The 16,706-nt window shown below is 70.0% G+C and carries 14 protein-coding genes and 1 pseudogene; 10 read left to right on the forward strand and 5 right to left on the reverse strand.

The features are described from left to right. Positions 1–49: 49 nt before the first annotated feature. The 8 genes from OG870_RS44420 to OG870_RS44455 all read left to right on the forward strand — a co-directional run bounded on the left by OG870_RS44420 (position 50) and on the right by OG870_RS44455 (position 9,494). A complete protein-coding gene (locus OG870_RS44420; RefSeq protein ID WP_059082810.1) occupies positions 50–652 on the forward strand; it encodes a TetR/AcrR family transcriptional regulator in 603 nt (200 codons plus the stop codon). A gap of 230 nt (positions 653–882) precedes the next feature. After that, positions 883–2,079, forward strand: a complete 1,197-nt coding sequence (locus tag OG870_RS44425; protein WP_266587589.1) for a cytochrome P450 — start codon at positions 883–885, stop codon at positions 2,077–2,079. A gap of 30 nt (positions 2,080–2,109) precedes the next feature. Then, a complete protein-coding gene (locus tag OG870_RS44430; RefSeq protein ID WP_266587592.1) occupies positions 2,110–2,322 on the forward strand; it encodes a ferredoxin in 213 nt (70 codons plus the stop codon). A gap of 22 nt (positions 2,323–2,344) precedes the next feature. Next, positions 2,345–4,666 (forward strand): FdhF/YdeP family oxidoreductase, encoded by a 2,322-nt coding sequence (locus OG870_RS44435; protein ID WP_327692370.1) that lies wholly within the window; start codon positions 2,345–2,347, stop codon positions 4,664–4,666. A gap of 144 nt (positions 4,667–4,810) precedes the next feature. Further along, entirely contained in the window at positions 4,811–6,268 is a 1,458-nt protein-coding gene (locus tag OG870_RS44440) for an APC family permease (protein WP_266587594.1), read from the forward strand. Positions 6,269–6,386: 118 nt separating this feature from the next. Beyond that, positions 6,387–7,877, forward strand: coding sequence for an aldehyde dehydrogenase (locus OG870_RS44445; protein ID WP_266587596.1), 1,491 nt, complete (start codon positions 6,387–6,389; stop codon positions 7,875–7,877). Further along, positions 7,874–8,596, forward strand: coding sequence for a gamma-glutamyl-gamma-aminobutyrate hydrolase family protein (locus OG870_RS44450; RefSeq protein ID WP_266587598.1), 723 nt, complete (start codon positions 7,874–7,876; stop codon positions 8,594–8,596). The genes OG870_RS44445 and OG870_RS44450 overlap by 4 nt, the downstream gene beginning before the upstream one ends. A 7-nt stretch (positions 8,597–8,603) precedes the next feature. After that, the gene (locus OG870_RS44455; protein WP_266587600.1) at positions 8,604–9,494 is read left to right on the forward strand and encodes a hypothetical protein; all 891 of its coding nucleotides are present in this window, start codon (positions 8,604–8,606) and stop codon (positions 9,492–9,494) included. An 80-nt stretch (positions 9,495–9,574) separates the two neighbouring features. Here OG870_RS44455 and OG870_RS44460 read toward each other — a convergent pair. The 4 genes and pseudogenes from OG870_RS44460 to OG870_RS44475 form a co-directional block, all read right to left on the reverse strand. Then, positions 9,575–9,817: pseudogene (locus OG870_RS44460) on the reverse strand (cupin domain-containing protein); the annotation flags it as partial. A 233-nt stretch (positions 9,818–10,050) separates the two neighbouring features. Next, a complete protein-coding gene (locus tag OG870_RS44465) occupies positions 10,051–10,899 on the reverse strand; it encodes a bifunctional methylenetetrahydrofolate dehydrogenase/methenyltetrahydrofolate cyclohydrolase (RefSeq protein WP_266841904.1) in 849 nt (282 codons plus the stop codon). Between the two features lie 23 nt (positions 10,900–10,922). Continuing rightward, on the reverse strand, positions 10,923–11,768 hold the full coding sequence (gene purU / locus OG870_RS44470; protein WP_266587604.1) for a formyltetrahydrofolate deformylase: 846 nt from the start codon (positions 11,766–11,768) through the stop codon (positions 10,923–10,925). An 18-nt stretch (positions 11,769–11,786) separates the two neighbouring features. Then, entirely contained in the window at positions 11,787–12,908 is a 1,122-nt protein-coding gene (locus tag OG870_RS44475) for an aminomethyltransferase family protein (protein ID WP_266587606.1), read from the reverse strand. Positions 12,909–13,026: 118 nt separating this feature from the next. On the opposite strand from OG870_RS44475, the gene OG870_RS44480 reads away from it, so the two are divergent. Both OG870_RS44480 and OG870_RS44485 read left to right on the forward strand, forming a co-directional pair. Further along, entirely contained in the window at positions 13,027–13,710 is a 684-nt protein-coding gene (locus OG870_RS44480) for a TetR/AcrR family transcriptional regulator (RefSeq protein ID WP_079081908.1), read from the forward strand. Next, positions 13,685–16,102 carry a SpoIIE family protein phosphatase gene (locus tag OG870_RS44485; RefSeq protein ID WP_266587610.1) on the forward strand — a complete coding sequence of 806 codons (2,418 nt, stop codon included), beginning with the start codon at positions 13,685–13,687 and terminating at the stop codon, positions 16,100–16,102. The genes OG870_RS44480 and OG870_RS44485 overlap by 26 nt, the downstream gene beginning before the upstream one ends. Before the next feature lie 34 nt (positions 16,103–16,136). Here OG870_RS44485 and OG870_RS44490 read toward each other — a convergent pair whose 3' ends face one another. After that, positions 16,137–16,706, reverse strand: a complete 570-nt coding sequence (locus tag OG870_RS44490; RefSeq protein ID WP_059082821.1) for a MarR family winged helix-turn-helix transcriptional regulator — start codon at positions 16,704–16,706, stop codon at positions 16,137–16,139.

The raw sequence follows: 16,706 nt of genomic DNA on the forward strand, positions 1-16,706 counted from the left end.
CGCTCCTGCGACGGTCTGCCGGTCCCGGCGTACGGGTAGGGTCGCGCTCATGAGCGATTCCTCCGAGAAGCCCCCGGCCAGGCCCCGCAAGCGGGTGGACTACGGGACCGGCCGTGAGGCCCTGCTCAATGCGGCCGTGCGCGTGGTGGCCCGGGGCGGGCTGCGCAAGCTCACCTATCGCGCTGTCGCGGAGGAGGCGGGTGTCACGCACGGGCTCGTGGTACACCACTTCGGCTCGCGGGACGCGCTGATCGAGGCAGCCCTCGAACACGCGGTGCGCACCAGCGCGAGTACGAGCTCCCTGGAACCCGGCACGGGCGACATCGCGGACTTCGCGGCGGGACTGGCGGACATGGTCACCCGCGAGCCTGCCATGCAGACGTTCCAGTACGAGCTCATGCTCGAATCCCGACGCAGGCCCGAGCTGCTGCCGCAGATCCGCGCGCTGTACGACGAGTATTTCCAGGCCACGGAGAGGGAGCTGTCCCGCAGCCTGCCCGACGGCACCAGCCCAGCCCTGACCCGGCTTGTCTTCGCCGCCCTGGAGGGTCTCGTGCTGCACCAGCTGGTCCTCGACGAGCCGGACGTCACCGAGGCCGCGCTGAAAAGACTGCGGTCATTGCTGACCCGGCAGCCGGGAGACGCAGAGTAGTCGCCCCCTGCCAATCCCTGCATAACAGCAGGTCAGGACGAGCTCCCGTCGCCAGGCGACGGGAGCTCGTCCGTTTCCGGCGGCGTAAAGAGTTGATTACGTGCCCGCGAAGTATTGACGAAATTATCCGACTGGATAATTCTCGCGGTACGGGGCCTTTGGTCCGCCCCTCCTTCTTCCACTCCCCAGCTCCCCCTCCGCCTCGCGCCCGATACGAGGAGTGCCACTACATGACCGTCACCACCGCCGGACCCGCGTCCGCCACCGAGGACCTGCTGCCCTTCCGTGACCCCGGCTTCCGTGCGGACCCGTACCCGTACTACGCGCGGCTGCGGCAGGAGCACCCTGTCTACCGGCATCCGGTCGGCCTGTACGTCGTCTCCCACTACGAGGACGTCGCCCGGCTGATCCGCAACCCCAGCCTGAGCGTGCAGCAGCTCGACTTCGGGCCGGCCGCCCCGATCCACCACACCATGCTCGGCAAGGACGCCCCCGACCACACGCGGCTGCGGCGGATCACCAACCGCTGGTTCACACCCAAGGCCGTCGAGGAGTGGTCCAAGGTGATGCGCGCCTCCGTGGAGGCCGTGCTCGACGAGGTCGAGAAGGGCGACGGCACCCTGGACGCGGCCGACGGCCTCTCGCTGAAGTGCACCTTCGAGACCACCTGCCACATCTTCGGCATCGAGCCGACCGAGATGGACACCATCCAGCGCAAGACCTACGAGATCGGCCTGAGCCTCGGCCCCGGCGGCAACGACGAGGAAGCCCGCGCCACCACGGAGGCGTTCGCCTGGTTCGCCGAGCACATCCGCCGGCTCGTGGCCGACAAACGCGCCCGCCCCGGCGAGGGACTGATCGACGCCTTCATCGCCGCGCAGGACGAGGGCAGGATGACCGAGGAAGAGGTCGTCTACACCATCTTCCTGTTCTTCGCCGTGGGCCACCTCGACGTCAAGCACCTGATCAACCACGGCATCTGGCTGATGACGCAGCGGCCCGAGCTGTTCGCCGCCTACCGGGACGAGCCGGAGGCGCGGCCCGGCATCATCAACGAGATCCTGCGGATCGACACACCCGAGTCGATGGTGGTGCGCCTGACCACGCAGGACACGGTCATCGGCGACACCACCGTACCGGCCGGAGAAGCGCTGGCCCTGCTCATCGCCTCCGCCAACCGCGACCCCGAGGTCTTCGCCGACCCCGACACCTTCGACCACACCCGCCCGGGTGCCGCCAGCCAGCACCTTGCCTTCGGCTCCGGCATGCACGGCTGCGCCGGCCAGGTCCTGGCCCGCGCCGAGGCCGACATCGTCTTCAGCTCGATCGTCAACCGGTTCAACGGGGTCGCGCTGGCGGGCGAGCCCGCCTATGCGCACACCGAGTTCCTGCGCACGATCACCCACCTCCCCGTCCGTTTTCTCTGATCCCCGACCCTCCGAGAGGCAGGAGCCGTCATGAAGGTCGAAGTCGACCTCAAGAAGTGCCAGGACCACGGCCAGTGCGTGTACGCCGCCCCCGACCTGTTCGCGCTGGACGACGAGGGACGCCTGTCCCTGCGGTCGCAGGCGACGGACGTCTACGTGGCCGACGTGGACGAGGCAAGCGCCGAGGAGCTGTACGAGGCCGCCGAGGTCTGTCCGCTGCAGGCCATCACGGTGCACGAGTAGACGGGAACGCGGCATGTCACCGATGGCGTCCGGGCCACCGGAGAACGACCCCGGCGACAGCGGTCTGACCGTCGGTCCGCCCAAGGAGTACGCGGCCGGCATCCCGGCCGTCGTCCAGTCGCTGCGGCACGGCGGCCGCCAGATGGGCGCCAAGCGGACCCTGCTGACCCTGCTGAGCGTCAACCAGAAGACCGGGTTCGACTGCCCCGGCTGCGCCTGGCCGGAGGGCGACCACCGGCACGCCGCCGAGTTCTGCGAGAACGGCGCCAAGGCGGTGGCCGAGGAGGCCACACTGCGCCGCGTCACCCCGGCCTTCTTCGCCGAGCACAGCGTGGCGGAGCTGCTGGAGCGCAGCGACTACTGGCTGGGCCAGCAGGGCAGGCTCACCCACCCGATGTACCTGGCGCCCGGGGCGCGGCACTACACGCCGGTGAGCTGGGAGCAGGCGTACGACATCGTGGCCGGGGAACTGGCCGCGCTGGACTCACCGGACGAGGCGTCCTTCTACACCTCGGGGCGCACCAGCAATGAGGCGGCGTTCGTCTACCAGCTGTTCGTCCGCGCGCTGGGCACCAACAACCTGCCCGACTGCTCGAACATGTGCCACGAGTCCTCCGGCGTGGCCCTGTCCGAGACCATCGGGATCGGCAAGGGCAGCGTCTCGCTCGACGACCTGCACCAGGCGGACCTGGTCCTCGTCGTGGGCCAGAACCCGGGGACGAACCATCCCCGCATGCTCTCCGCCCTGGAGCGGACGAAGCGGGGCGGGGGGCACGTCGTGGCGGTCAACCCGCTGCCCGAGGCCGGCCTGCTGCGCTTCAGGAATCCGCAGCGGCCCTCAGGGATGATCGGCCGGGGCACCGCGCTGGCGGACGAGTTCGCACAGATCCGCCTCGGCGGCGACCTCGCCCTGTTCCGGGCCCTGAACCGGCTTCTGCTGGAGGCCGAGGACCGGGCCCCGGGCACGGTGGTGGACCGTGCGTTCGTCGAGGAGCACACCGACGGGTTCGAGGAGTTCGCGGCCGACGTGCGCGCCACGCCCTGGGCGGAAGTCCTGGAGGCCACGGGCCTGGAGCGCGAGCAGATCGAGCGGATCCACCAGCGGGTGCTGAAGGCCCGGAAGATCGTGGTGTGCTGGGCGATGGGCCTGACCCAGCACAAGCACTCCGTACCGACCATCCGCGAGGTGGTCAACTTCCTCCTCCTGCGCGGCAACATCGGCCGCCCCGGTGCCGGGGTCTGCCCGGTGCGCGGCCACTCCAACGTCCAGGGCGACCGCACCATGGGGATCTACGAGAAGCCCGCGGACGACTTCCTGGACGCGCTGGAGAAGGAGTTCGGCCTGCCCATGCCGCGTCACCACGGGCTTGACGTGGTCGACACCATCCGCGCCATGCGGGACGGAAGGGTGAAGGTCTTCTTCGCCATGGGCGGCAACTTCGTCTCGGCCACCCCGGACACCGCCGTCACCGAGCAGGCCCTGCGCCGTACGGCCCTGACGGTGCAGGTCTCCACCAAGCTCAACCGCTCCCACCTGGTCACGGGCCGCCGGGCGCTGATCCTTCCCACGCTCGGCCGCACCGAGGCCGACCTGCGCGGCGGCGGACCGCAGGTCGTCACCGTCGAGGACTCGATGAGCTCGGTGCACGCCTCCCGGGGCACGCTGGCGCCCGCCTCGCCCGAGCTGCGCTCGGAGACGGCGATCGTCTGCGAACTGGCCGAGCGGGTGCTCGCCGCTCGCGGTGAGCCGCCAAGCGTCCCCTGGCGAGCCATGGCGGAGGACTACGACCTGATCCGTGACCGCATCGCCCGGGTCGTCCCCGGCTTCGAGGACTGCAACCCGCGCGTACGCCATCCGGGCGGGTTCGTCCTGCCGCACGGGCCACGGGACGACCGGCATTTCCCGACCGCGACCGGCAAGGCCCGCTTCACCGTCAATCCGATGACCGTGCTGTACGTGCCCGAGGGGCGGCTCCTCCTGCAGACGGTCCGCTCCCACGACCAGTACAACACCACGCTCTACGGCCTCGACGACCGCTACCGCGGTATCCATGGAGGGCGCCGGGTGGTCTTCGTCCACCCCGACGATCTGGCCGCTCTCCAGCTGGCCGATGCCGACCGGGTCGACCTGGTCGGCGAGTACCCCGACGGCGCCGAACGTGTGGCACCCGACTTCCGTGTCGTGTCCTACCCGACCGCCCGCGGCTGCTGCGCGGCCTACTTCCCCGAGACCAACGTCCTGGTACCCCTGGACAGCACCGCCGACCTCAGCAACACCCCGACGTCGAAGTCGGTCGTCGTGCGACTCGTACGCCGGGGCACGGCCGACCTGGCCGCCGCCTGAGTCACGGTCCTGCAAAGACGCCCGCGGTTGGCGAAGGATCTCGCGCAACCCCTTGTCAAACGGATAGTTCCGGCCCATCATGGGGCAACTCGTTTGGCCTAAAACAATCTCCCCATCCCTCCCCGTTCCTGGCAGGTGATACGAGTGGACAGTCAGACCGCGGTTCCTACGCAAACGGGTCATGATGCATCCATGGCAGGCAAGCTCAAGCCCGATTCTCTCGGTGTCCTGGGCATTCTCTTCTTCGTTCTCTCCGCCCAGGCGCCGTTGACGGGCATCGCGGGAGCTGTGCCCATCGCCGTCGCCATCGGCAACGGTGCGGGTGCTCCTGCCGCCTACCTTGCGGCCGGCGTCATCATCCTGCTGTTCTCCGTCGGATTCGTCGCCATGGGTCGCCATGTCGTGGACGCCGGAGCCTTCTACACCTACATCGGCAAGGGGCTCGGCCGTCCGGCCGGTTCCGGCAGTGCCGGGGTCGCCCTCTTCGCCTACTGTGCCGTCCAGGCCGCCATGTACGGGCTGTACGGCGTCACGGTAAGCGGTCTGGTCGAGCACTACTCGGGCGTACATGTCGCGTGGTGGGTCTGGACGCTGGTCACCATGGTGATCGTGCAGGCCCTCGGCGCCTCGGGCATCGAGATGGGCGCCAAGATCCTCGCCGTCTTCGTCCTGGCGGAGTTCAGCATCCTGATCGCCTTCGCCCTAGTGACGCTGTTCAAGGGCGGCGGACACGAGGGCCTGGGCTTCACGGACAGCTTCTCGCCGTCCGCCGCGCTTCAGGGCGCTCCCGGTGTGGCCCTGATGTTCGCCGTGGCGTCGATGTTCGGCTTCGAGGCCACCGCCATCTACGGCGAGGAGGCCCGCGAGCCCCGCAAGACCGTCCCCCGGGCCACCTACCTGTCGGTCGCGGTGATCACGGGATTCTTCGCCTTCACCTCGTGGATGCTGATCTCGGCGCACGGCGCGTCCCAGGCGACGGGCGACGCCGGCAAGGCCCTGCAGAGCGGCGACGCGACAAGCTTCGTCTTCGCCCCGATCGCCGCCCTGTTCGGCGGCTGGGCGAACGACGTGCTGCCGATCCTGCTGGCCACCTCCCTCTTCGCGGGCATCCTGGCCTTCCACAACTCCGCCAACCGCTACCTGTTCTCCCTCGGCCGGGAGGGCCTGCTTCCCCACGCGCTGACCGCCATCAACCGGCGCCACTCGCCCTGGGTCGCGGGCACGGCGCAATCCGTGCTCTCCGTACTGCTGGTGATGCCCTTCGCCATCCTCGGCAAGGACCCGGTACTGACCCTCTTCTCCTGGTTCAGCGGAGTCGCCGTCCTCGGCGTCATGCTGCTGTACTTCCTGACCTCGGCCTCGATCGTCGTCTTCTTCCGCCGCTCACGTGCCGACACCCGCCCCTGGAACACGCTGATCGCCCCCGTCCTGGGCGCCCTCGGCATCGCGGGTGCCATCTGGCTCATCATCGCCAACTTCACGACGCTGATCGGCGGTGACCAGACGACGGCCATATGGCTCCAGCTCACCGTCCCGGTGGTGCTGATCCTCGGCGTCGTCGCCGCCCGGCTGACGCGGTCCCGGACACAGACCGCCGACTGAACACCGCTTTGCCTCACCGATACGGCCGGAGCCTGCGCCCCGGCCGTATCCGGCCTTCTGCCGGAGCGCGTGAGTTGTTTTCGCCAAACGAAACGGATGAAACGGAGAGGGAGAGCGCGTGCTGAACGCCACCCACGAGGAACTGCTGCGCCGCGCCAAGGAACTCGACCTGCCCACGCAGCACCACATCGACGGCAGGAGCGAAGCCGGTGACGGTGGATCATTCGCCGTGATCTCCCCGCGCGACGGCCAGACCCTGGTGAAGGTCGCCGACGCAAGGGAGGCGGAGGTCGATCTCGCCGTCGCGGCGGCGCGCCGAGCCTTCGACACGGGGCCGTGGCCGCACCTGGCGCCCGCCGAGCGTGGCCGGGTCCTGCTGCGAATCGCCGAGCTGCTGGAGGAACGGCGCGAGGAACTGGCACTGACCGTGAGCCTGGAGATGGGCAAACCCATCACGGACGCGTACGCCATCGAGCTGCGCGCCGCGATCAACACCTTCCGCTGGTACGGGCAGCTCGCCGACAAGCTCACGGACGAGTCCCCGCACACCGCACCGGACTCGCTGGCCCTGATCACCCGGGAGCCGACCGGTGTCGTCGGCGCCGTCGTGCCGTGGAACTTCCCGCTCACGTTGGCGAGTTGGAAAGTCGCTCCCGCGCTCGCTGCCGGCTGCACGGTCGTCCTGAAGCCGTCGGAGTCCTCTCCGCTGTCCGCCCTCCTGCTCGGCCGCGCCGCCACCGACGCCGGACTGCCGCCGGGCGTCCTCAACGTCGTGACCGGTGACGGTCCGGTGGCCGGCCGGGCGCTCGGCCTCCACCCAGACGTCGATGTCCTGGCATTCACCGGATCCACCGCCGTCGGCCGGCACTTCCTGCGCTACGCCGCCGACTCCAACCTCAAGCGCGTCTGGCTGGAGCTCGGCGGCAAGTCACCGAACATCGTCCTGCCCGATGCCCCCGACCTGGAGAAGGCCGCGGCGACCGCGGCCTGGGGCATCTTCTTCAACCAGGGAGAGATGTGCACCGCACCCTCCCGGCTACTGGTCCACTCCTCCATCGCCGAACAGGTCACGGAGGCCGTCGTGGCGCGAGCGCGCGAACTGCGGGTGGGCGACCCGCTCGATCCGGCCACCGAGATGGGCGCACTGGTCGGCGAGGGCCACCTCGGCAGGGTCCTGGAGCATGTCGCCTCCGGCCTGGACGAAGGCGCCCGGCTACGCGCGGGCGGGGGCCGGGCCTTGGCCGAGACCGGCGGCAGCTATCTGCGGCCCACTGTGTTCGACCGGGTCGGCCCCGGCGTGCGGCTGGCCCGCGAGGAGATCTTCGGCCCGGTCCTGTCCGTCCTCGCCTTCGACGACCTCGACGAGGCGGTACGGCTGGCCAACGCCACCGAGTACGGCCTCGCCGCCGGCCTGTGGACCTCCGACCTGTCCACCGCCCACAAGGTCTCGCGCGCGCTGAAGGCCGGCACGGTCTGGGTCAACTGCTATGAGGAGGGTGACCTGACCGTCCCGTTCGGCGGTATGAAGCAGTCGGGCAACGGCCGCGACAAGTCCGCCCACGCCATCGAGAAGTACACCGAACTGAAGACCACCTGGATCAAGCTGTGACCCGTACGCACCCGCGACCTCTGATCGCGATTCCGGCCCGGTTCGCCGCCACCACGTCCGCGCTCCGCTACGTCGCCGAGGTCAACGCCCGTGCGTTGGTCGAGGCCGTGTGGCGGGCCGGGGGTGAGCCGGTGAGCATCCACCCCGCCGAACCGGCCGGAGCCGACGTGGCCGAGCGCCTCGCCCGCTTCGACGGCGTGCTGCTCCCGGGCGGCGGAGACCTGGCCCCGCACCGCTACGGCGTCACCGACACCCATGACAGCGTCTATGACGTCGACGACCTCCAGGATGTGTTCGACCTCGAAGTCGCCCGGCGGGCCCTGGACTCGGGCCTGCCCCTGCTGGCGATCTGCCGCGGGCTGCAGGTGGTGAATGTCGCCCTCGGCGGGAGCCTCGAACAGGACATGGGCGGCGCGGACCGCGAACACCGGCACATCGTGCACCCGGTCGCGATCCAGCGCGGCTCCCTGCTCGAACAGGCCACCGGCGTCGAGAAGACGGAGGTCTCCTGCTACCACCATCAGCGAGTCGACCGCATCGGCGTCGGGCTCACGGTCACCGCGCGGGCCGCCGACGGCACCGTGGAGGGGCTCGAACTGCCTGGGCACCCCGGGTGGTTCACGGCGGTGCAGTGGCACCCCGAGGACACCGCGGACCAGGACCCGGCCCAGCAGGCGCTGTTCGACGCGCTGGTGTACGCCGCCCACCACAGACACTGACAAGGACATGGCTCTCTTCGGCCACAAGCGACAGGCACCCCGCCTCGCCCCCGAACTCGACGACGTTCCGCTGGGCCGGGTGCTGAGAGGCATCGCCGCCGCCCGGGGACCGGGACCGCAGGACCTCGCCATCGCCCAGGTGGAGCGGCTCCTGCGGGACACCGGTGACGACTGGGACCGCCGCTCTCACCGGGTCGGCGTCCTCGCGCAGGCCGCGCCCGCGCTGGCCCGGACCTGGCGCGAACGCCGGCCCCGCGACCCGGACGCCCTGGTACTGGCCACCTGGTCCGAACTGGCGACCGATCCGCGGAGTGCCCTGGCGATCTGCCGTGCTGCCACCGAGGCCGCCCCGGAAGATCCGACCCCGTGGGTGGCCGCGCTGGCGGCGCTGCGACTTCTGGGCAGGCCGAGCTCTGAGCTTTCTCCCGTCTGGCAGGAGATACACGCGCGTGATCCTTGGCACCGGGAGGCGTACCTGCAGATCCTGGGATATCTGTCTCCGGAGGAGCAGGGCAGCCAGGCCGCGCTGCGGGACTTTCTCGACGATGCCATCGCGGTCATGCCCTGGGACGCGCCGACGGCATGCCTGCCCCTGACGGCGGCTGTACGGCAGTACCACCGCGAAAGGAGCAGCGGGGGTATCGAGGCGCTGGGGGTGAGCCGGTACTGGTCGCAGCCGCACACCGCACGACTGCTGGACCACGGCATGGCCCACTGGCCGCAACCTGGTCACCTGCGTCACGCGGCCGCCGTCGCGGACCTGGGAATCCTCGCCTATGCCCTGGTCCGCGCGGGCCGCAGCGGCGATGCCGACCCGGTCTTCTCCGCGGTCGGCGGGCTGGTGACGCCGTGGCCCTGGAACTACGAGGGGGACCCGGTGGAACAATTCGCCCGCTGAAGCCCCCTCGGGGGACTGGTTCACCGTGCCGGCAGGTCGCGCCGCGGGTGGTCATTCGTGTAAACAGGCGGACGGCAGGGTCAGTTGCCGGCGTCCTGCTCGGGACCGATCCGCTGGTAGCCGTGCACTCGGCTCGGTCGTCCCTGGGGGTTGGGGCCGTAGACGGCGAGCATCCGGGCGTAGTCCGGCGCCCAATACCTGCCGACCGTGCCGGCCGGAACCAGGACGAGGTCCCCGGTGTGCCCTTCGGTCGTCTTCCCGTCGCACCGCACGAACAAGTGGCCTTCGAGAACGTAGTTGAGCTCGTCGTGAGGATGCTCGTCGCTCCAGGACTCGCCCCGAAGCTCTCACTCCATCACCGCCAGTCGCTGGGGCCGGCCCGGTGGCGCAGGAGGAATGAAGGCATGACCGCGCGGGCCTTCGCCTCGGCGAGTCAACAGGGTCGCGGGAAACTTCCGTGGGGGCATGGTGCCGTCCTTTCCGTGGAGCGCGTGCTGCGGCTCGGGTACGCCGGGGCCGGTACCGCTTAAGCGGTACCGGCCCCGAGCCGTGTACGTCAGCCGCGCTCGGCCGCCTCGACGATGTTGGTCAGCAGCATGGCCCGGGTCATCGGCCCCACTCCGCCGACCGGCGGCGCGAAGGAGCCGGCGACCTGGTCGACGTCCGGGTGGACGTCTCCGAGGATGCCCTCGACGGTCCGGGTGATGCCCACGGACAGGACGGTGGCGCCCGGCTTGATCCAGTCGGGCTTGACCAGATGGGCCACGCCGGCCGCGGCCACGACCACGTCGGCGACGCGGGTGTGGGCAGCGATGTCCTGGGTGGCCTCGTGGCAGAGGGTCACCGTGGCGTGCTCGGTGCTGCGGGTCAGCATCAGGCCGAGCGGGCGGCCCACGGTGAGCCCGCAGCCGATGACACAGAACTGCTGTCCGGTGATGGGCACGTGGTTGCGCCGCAGCAGGTCGATGATGCCGCGTGGGGTGCAGGGCAGTGGCCCCGGCATGCCCAGCACGAGTCGGCCCAGGTTGGCGGGGTGGAGCCCGTCGGCGTCCTTGGCCGGGTCGATGAGCTCCAGCACGGCGTGGGTGTCGATGTGGGCCGGCAGTGGCAGCTGGACGATGAAACCGGTGCAGGCCTGGTCGGCGTTGAGCCTGAGCACGGCGGCCTCGACATCGGCCTGAGTCGCCGTGGCGGGCAGCTCCACCCGGAGCGATGCGATGCCGACCTGGGCGCAGTCGCGGTGCTTGCCACCGACGTAGGAGTGGCTGGCGGGGTCGTCGCCGACCAGGATGGTGCCAAGGCCAGGAGTGATGCCCCGGCTCTTCAGCATCGCCACCCGTTCGGCGAGTTCACGTTTGGTGTCGGCTGCCGCGGCCTTCCCGTCGAGCAGCGTTGCGGTGGTCATGTCGTACGAGCCTCTCGGTGCTGTCAGGAGAAGACGACGGTGCGGGAGCCGGTGAGGACGACGCGGTCCTCCGCGTGCAGCCGGACCGCCCGGGCCAGCACTATTCGCTCGACGTCCCGGCCGATCGCGACGAGTTCGGGCGCGGAGTGACGGTGTCCGACGCGGACGACGTCCTGCTCGATGATCGGGCCCTCGTCCAGGTCGGCGGTGACGAAGTGGGCGGTGGCGCCGATGAGTTTGACGCCCCGGTCGTGGGCCTGGTGGTAGGGCTTCGCGCCCTTGAAGCCCGGCAGGAAGGAGTGGTGGATGTTGATGACTCTCCCGGACAGCCTGCGGCACAGGTCGTCGGAGAGGACCTGCATGTAGCGGGCGAGCACCACGAAGTCCACCTGGTGCTCGGCCACCAGCCGCAGCAGCTCCTCCTCCGCCTCCGGCTTGGTGTCGCGGGTGACGGGGAGGTGGACGAAGGGGATGCCGTACCGCTTCGCGACGGGCTCCAGGTCGGGGTGGTTGGAGACGATCAACGGGATGTCGACCGGCAGTTCGCCCAGGTCCCAGCGGTAGAGCAGGTCGACCAGGCAGTGGTCGAACTTCGACACCATCAGCAGTACCCGGCGGCGCTGTTCCTCGGGCCGGATCGTCAGGACCGGGTCGAAGCGGGCCAGCCGCAGCGTGAGTTCGTCCCGCAGTTTCCCGGTGTCGGCCGCGGGTGTCTCCAGGCTCACGCGAATGGTGAAGACGCCGGTGTCGGGATCGGAGAACTGAGCGCTCTCCAGGATGTTTCCCTCGGCCTGGGCGACGCCCGCGGCGAGTGCGTGAACGATGCCCGGCTGGTCGGGGCAGCGGAGGGTGAGAATGTAGCGTTGCACGTCAGGATCTCCGTCGGGTCAGGCCCGCACACGGGCGCGCTCGGGGTCGTACACGGGTGTGGGCCGGACCGTTGCGTCGGCCTTGGAGCCGTCGGCGGCGACGGCGGTCAGCGCGGTGCCGGACTTCACGGCGTCGCGGTGCACCCGGGCCAGGCCGAGGGTGGCGCCGTCGAGGACGGGGGAGGGCAGCGCCATCGTCACGTAGCCGATGTCCCGGCCGTCCAGCTCCAGCCGGGCGCCCTCGGCGGCCTCCGGCGCGGCGTCGACGACGACGCTGACGACGCGGCCGGTGACGCTGTCCTTCTTGGCCAGCAGCGCGTCCCGGCCCTGGAAGGGTCCCTTGTCGAAGTCGAGCGCCCAGCCCATCCGGCACTCGAACGGGGTGACCGTGTGGTCGTACTCCAGCTCCCCCATGATCATCCCGGCCTCGGTGCGGCAGGTCAGCAGGGCGATGGCGCCGAAGGCCTTGATCCCCAGGTCCGCTCCGGCCTCGAAGACCGCGTCCCACAGCTCCAGCGCGCGATCCCGCGGGACCTGGATCTCGTAGCCGAGTTCGGCGGTGAACCCGAGCCGGCTGACCTGTGCGGAAATGCCTGCGATGAGGGCGTCGCGCAGGAAGGTGTAGTAGGGGAACGCGGCGTTGGACACATCCACGTGGGTGAGGCGTTGCAGGACGTTGCGGCTGCGCGGGCCCTGCAGGGTGAGGACGGCGGACTCGTCGCGGCGCTCGGTGACGGTGGTTCCGGCCGGGGCGTGGGCGGTCAGCGACTGCTGGGTGGCCGGGTTTCCGCCGGTGACGACGACGTGGTCGGGCGCGAGGACGGCCACGGTCACGTCGTCCAGCATCATCCCATCGGCATCCGCCACGACCCCGTAGGCGATGCGTCCGGCGCCCAGTTCTTTGACGCTGCGCGAGAAGACGGCGTCGACCGTGGCGACCGCATCCTCACCCTCGACGTGCCACTTGTAGAGCATCGAGTACTCGGAGGCCCCGACAGCGGTGCGGATGGCCTCGTACTCCTCGGCCGGATCACCGATGGCCAGCGGTACGGCGTTGCCATAGACGTCGATCCACTCCTCGACGTGGTCCGCGTAGCGGGGAGCGAACGGGGTGGTGCTCAGTCCTTCGGGGATGGCCATGGGAACTCCAGTGGAGAGGGGAGACGTGCGCTGCAGCGAGAATCTATCCATCTGGATAACTTGTCAATAGGATAGATTGACCTTCGGGGAACGGTCAGACAGGGGGACGGGAGGGCGAGTGACTGCCGAGGCAGAAACAGACGGAGAAATCGGCCAGGAGGCCCGGCCCGGTTACGGCGAAGGGCGGGGAGCCCTCCTGGAAGCGGCGGTCAGGGTGGTGGCCCGTGGCGGCCTGCGGAAACTGACCTACCGTGCCGTCGCAGCCGAGGCCGGTGTCACGCACGGACTGGTCGCCCACCACTTCGGCTCGCGCGACACGCTGCTCGAAGAGGCGCTGCGGTGGTGCGTCACCCGCAGTATCGAGACGTCCTCGCTGGTGCCCGCCAGCGGAAGGCTGGAGGACTTCGCCGCCACCCTGGCCGACTTCATCGCGGCCGACCCCGACCTCCAGGCCTTCCAGTTCGAGCTCAAGCTCGAAGCCAGTCGGCGGCCGGAGCTGCGCCACCACGTCGACCTGCTCTACGACGCCTACCGCGATGCCGTCCGCGAGGCACTGGCCTGCTTCGACGTGCCGCGGGAGATGACGGAGATCGTCTTCGCGGCCCTGGACGGCCTGGTCTTCCACCAGGTCACGTCCGGTGCACCGAACCGCACCGAGGAGGGTGTCGACGCCTTGCGCCGGCTCCTCGCGGCCCATCGCGCGCAGGCGTCACCAAGGAGGGTCGGCGGTACATTGAATGAGCCGAAGCTCTCCTGCACCCACTTCAGGAGCGGCGATGACGAGCATTTTCCAAGGGCGTGACCAGCCGGTCCGGCCGCCCGGCAGGTCTTCCTCGGCCATACCGACGCCCGTCGGCGCGACGGCGGTGCTGGACCAGCGCCTGCGGTTCACCGGGTGGAGCCGGGAAGCCGAGGAACTGTTCGGTCTGGAGTCCGAAGAAGTCCTCGGCCGGCCCGCCGACGCCGTCCTGGCCGATACCGAGACGGGTGCCGGCGTCTCAGCCGCTGGTGGCGGTGGTGCGGCATGGTCGCTCGGCCCCCGGCCGGTCCGCCGTGGTGACGGCCGCCCGGTATCCGTGTCCTTGTCTCTCACCCCGCTCGCCCTGGGGGCGGGCGCGACCGGGTGGCTGCTGACGGCCATGGACGCCGAACTGGCGCATCGGGAGGCCATCGGCCGGGCCATGCTTGACGGACTCGACCGGGAAGCGCCCGTCCAGTTGGTGGTCTACGACACGGACGCCCGGGTGCGCTGGATCAACGCCGCGATCGAAAAACAGTTCGGAATCCCGCTGGAGGATGCTGCCGACAGGTTCGTGAAGGACATCCTGCCGCAGGGCGAGGTGCTGGGGGAGACCGACGGGACAGCCACGAGCGTCGAAGAGATCGTCCAGCGCGTGGCCCGCACCGGCGCACCCGTGATCGACGTCCGTTACCGCAGCTCCACATACCTCGACCCCCATCACGAACGCGTCTGGTCGTGTTCCTACTTCCGGCTTCAGGACGAGCACGGCCGACCGATCGGAGTCTGTGAGGCAGCCCTCGATATCACCGACCGCTATGTGGCGCGCCGGCGTCTCGCACTGCTCAGCCGAGCCAGCGGCAGTATCGGAAGGACCCTGGACATCCGGCGCACGGCCCAAGACCTGGCGGAACTCGTGGTCCCCGAGTTCGCCGACGCCGTCACCGTGGACATCGTCGAAGCCGTCTTGGGCGGGCAGGAACCACAACACTTCGGCACCCGCCCCACCCTGTGCCGGGTGGCTCACCGCACCGATCACGCCGCGGCCAAGGACACTGCGTACGACGCACTGGACGCCGTCCGCCTGCGGTGCCTGGCCGAGAACGCGCCGGCCACCGACGCGGCCACCCACGCGCTCGCCCTTCCCCTCAAAGCCCGTGGCGCCACCCTGGGCGTCGTGGCCTTCGCACGCTCCCGACACGCCGACCCCTTCGAGCACGAGGAGATCCAGCTCGCCGAAGAGCTCGTCTCCCGCACCGCGGTCTGCCTGGACAACGCCCGCCGCTACACCCGAGAACACGCGACCGCGCTCACCCTCCAGCGTGATCTACTCCCCCGCACCCTGCCCCAGCAGCCGGGCGTGGAGGTCGCTCACCGCTATCTGCCCGCGGCCGGGCCCGCCGGCGTCGGAGGGGACTGGTACGACGTCATACCCCTGTCCGGGGCACGCGTCGGGCTGGTAGTGGGGGACGTCGCCGGACACGGCACGGGCGCGGCCGCCACCATGGGCCGGGTGCGCACCACCGTCGCGGCGCTTGCGGCGCTCGACCTCGCGCCGGACGAACTGCTCGCCCGCCTCGACGACCTCGTGGCGCGGACCGGCGCCCCTGCCGGGCCCGCCGACGCCGAGGACCAGGCGCTGGGCGTCACCTGCCTGTACGCGATCTATGATCCGGTCTCCCGGCACTGCGTCATGGCCCGGGCGGGCCACCTGCCGCCCGTGCTCGTCACCCCCGACGGACACGCCGAGCTCGTGGACCTTCCCGCCGGACCGCCCCTCGGCCTGGGCGGCCTGCCCTTCGAATGCGCCGACATCGAACTGCCGGAAGGCGCCACGCTCGCCCTCTACACCGACGGACTCGTCGAAAACCGTCACACGGACATCGACGCCGGAGTCAGCTCTCTCTGCACCGCACTCGCCGGACCCGCGGACGGCCAACTGGACAAGACATGCGACAAGGTCATCACCACACTCCTGCCCCAGCCCCCCGAGGACGACGCCGCACTGCTGCTGCTCCGCGTCCACGCCCTGGCCGACAGTCTGGTGGCGACGTGGGATGTGGCCTCCGACCCAGGAGAAGTCGCACGAGCGCGGTCGCTGGCCTGCAACCAGCTGGCCGGGTGGGGAGTCGACGAAGCCGCATCGTTCGTCGTCGAGCTCGTCGTCAGCGAGCTGGTCACCAACGCCATCCGCTACGGCGGCGCTCCGGTGTGTCTCCGGCTCATTCGGGAACGTGGCCTCATCGTCGAGGTCTCCGACGGCGGCCACACCTCGCCCCACCTGCGGCGGGCCGCGATGGAGGACGAGGGCGGCCGAGGACTGTTCCTGGTCGCGCAACTCACGCAGCGGTGGGGAACCCGGTACACGCCAACGGGCAAGATCATCTGGACTGAGGTGTCGCTGGCGCCGCCCCGGCTGCCTGGTGCCTTCGCAGACGAGCAATTGGAGCTGTAGCGATCCGGGCTCACTCGTCCGGGACTGTCGCGGCTCAGGCCTTACGGCGGCCGCTGCGGCGTGGCGCGGGGGCGGCACCGCCCAACAGATCCTGACGGCGCTTCTCGCCGTTCTCCTCCACCTGCAGCACCACCCGGCGCAGTCCGTCGGCGACGGTCTGGCAGTCCGCGTCGCTGAGCCGCCCGGTGACGAAGGATTCCTCCTCGTTGAACGCCGGAAAGAGGCGCTGCATCAACTCCTGCCCTTCGTCGGTCAGGCTCAGGAGCACCAGCCTCCCGTCGGTGGGATGGTCTGCCCGCTGCACAAGCCCTCGTCTTTCCAACGTCCGGGCAACCCCCGTGAGCGTGCCCTTGGAAATCCCGGCTTCTTCGGCCACGTGCCGCGTCTCCGGCTCGCCCCAGATCCAGATGACCCAGAGCACCACGAAGGCGGTCCAGGTCAGGTCGACTCCGCGTAGCACGGAGTTCTCCAGGTGCTGCCGCACCGCCGAGGCGGCGCGATAGATGTTGGCGACAACTGCCATCTGGTCATGCCGGACGGGGATACCGCCGAGCCTGGCCGCTGCCAGTTTCTCGGCTTCGGCGATGGATCGATGGCCGGGCAT

This window comes from Streptomyces sp. NBC_00461 (genome assembly GCF_036013935.1).
Lineage (GTDB): Bacteria > Actinomycetota > Actinomycetes > Streptomycetales > Streptomycetaceae > Streptomyces.

Coding starts and splice junctions, on each gene's coding strand:
- OG870_RS44420 (WP_059082810.1), top strand. CDS start 50: ATGAGCGATTCCTCCGAGAAGCCCCCGGCCAGGCCCCGCAAGCGGGTG.
- OG870_RS44425 (WP_266587589.1), top strand. CDS start 883: ATGACCGTCACCACCGCCGGACCCGCGTCCGCCACCGAGGACCTGCTG.
- OG870_RS44430 (WP_266587592.1), top strand. CDS start 2,110: ATGAAGGTCGAAGTCGACCTCAAGAAGTGCCAGGACCACGGCCAGTGC.
- OG870_RS44435 (WP_327692370.1), top strand. CDS start 2,345: ATGGCGTCCGGGCCACCGGAGAACGACCCCGGCGACAGCGGTCTGACC.
- OG870_RS44455 (WP_266587600.1), top strand. CDS start 8,604: ATGGCTCTCTTCGGCCACAAGCGACAGGCACCCCGCCTCGCCCCCGAA.
- OG870_RS44465 (WP_266841904.1), bottom strand. CDS start 10,899: ATGACCACCGCAACGCTGCTCGACGGGAAGGCCGCGGCAGCCGACACC.
- OG870_RS44475 (WP_266587606.1), bottom strand. CDS start 12,908: ATGGCCATCCCCGAAGGACTGAGCACCACCCCGTTCGCTCCCCGCTAC.
- OG870_RS44485 (WP_266587610.1), top strand. CDS start 13,685: ATGACGAGCATTTTCCAAGGGCGTGACCAGCCGGTCCGGCCGCCCGGC.
- OG870_RS44490 (WP_059082821.1), bottom strand. CDS start 16,706: ATGCCCGGCCATCGATCCATCGCCGAAGCCGAGAAACTGGCAGCGGCC.